Source organism: Halomonas sp. BN3-1 (assembly GCF_003056325.1).
GTDB lineage: Bacteria > Pseudomonadota > Gammaproteobacteria > Pseudomonadales > Halomonadaceae > Halomonas > Halomonas litopenaei.
Map to the genome: position 1 here is coordinate 1 of NZ_PYVV01000056.1, position 527 is coordinate 527.

At 69.6% G+C, this 527-nt stretch carries 1 pseudogene; it reads right to left on the reverse strand.

The window, feature by feature from the left end:
• Nucleotides 1-527 (reverse strand): annotated as a pseudogene (locus C9F12_RS22285) (RHS repeat protein); the annotation flags it as partial.

Genomic DNA, 527 nt, shown 5'->3' on the forward strand with positions numbered 1-527 from the left:
CCCAGGGCGTCGTGGGTGTGGCGGGTGACGCTGGAGTAGTCACCGCCGTTGGGCAGCTGATGACGCTGCACCTCGGCGATCAGGTTGTCGGCGGTGTCGAAGTGAAAGCGCGTCTCGCTGTGGCGGCTGGCGGCGCGGGTCAAGCGTCCCAGCGGGTCGTAGCCGTAGCGGGTGGTCAGCGCGGGCTGGCCCGGTCGCTGGCTCTCGCGCTCCAGCACCCGGCCCATGGCGTCGCGGGTGAAGGTGGTGACCAGCTCGCCTTCGCGACGCTCGATCAGGGCGCCGCCATCGTCGTAGCGGTAGTGGCGGGTGCGCCCGTCGAAGCCGGTGTCCTCGATCAGTCGTCCACCGCCATCATAGCGGAACTGCCAGCGGTCGCCGTTCTGGTTGGTCAGCGCCGACAGCCGCAGCAGGCGGTCGTAGTGGTAGGCGAAACGCTGGCCCATGGGGTCGCGGCGCTCGATCGGCTGGCCCTTGCCATTGTAGCGATAGCGGGTGCGCTGCCCGGTGGGGTCGAGATACTGGGT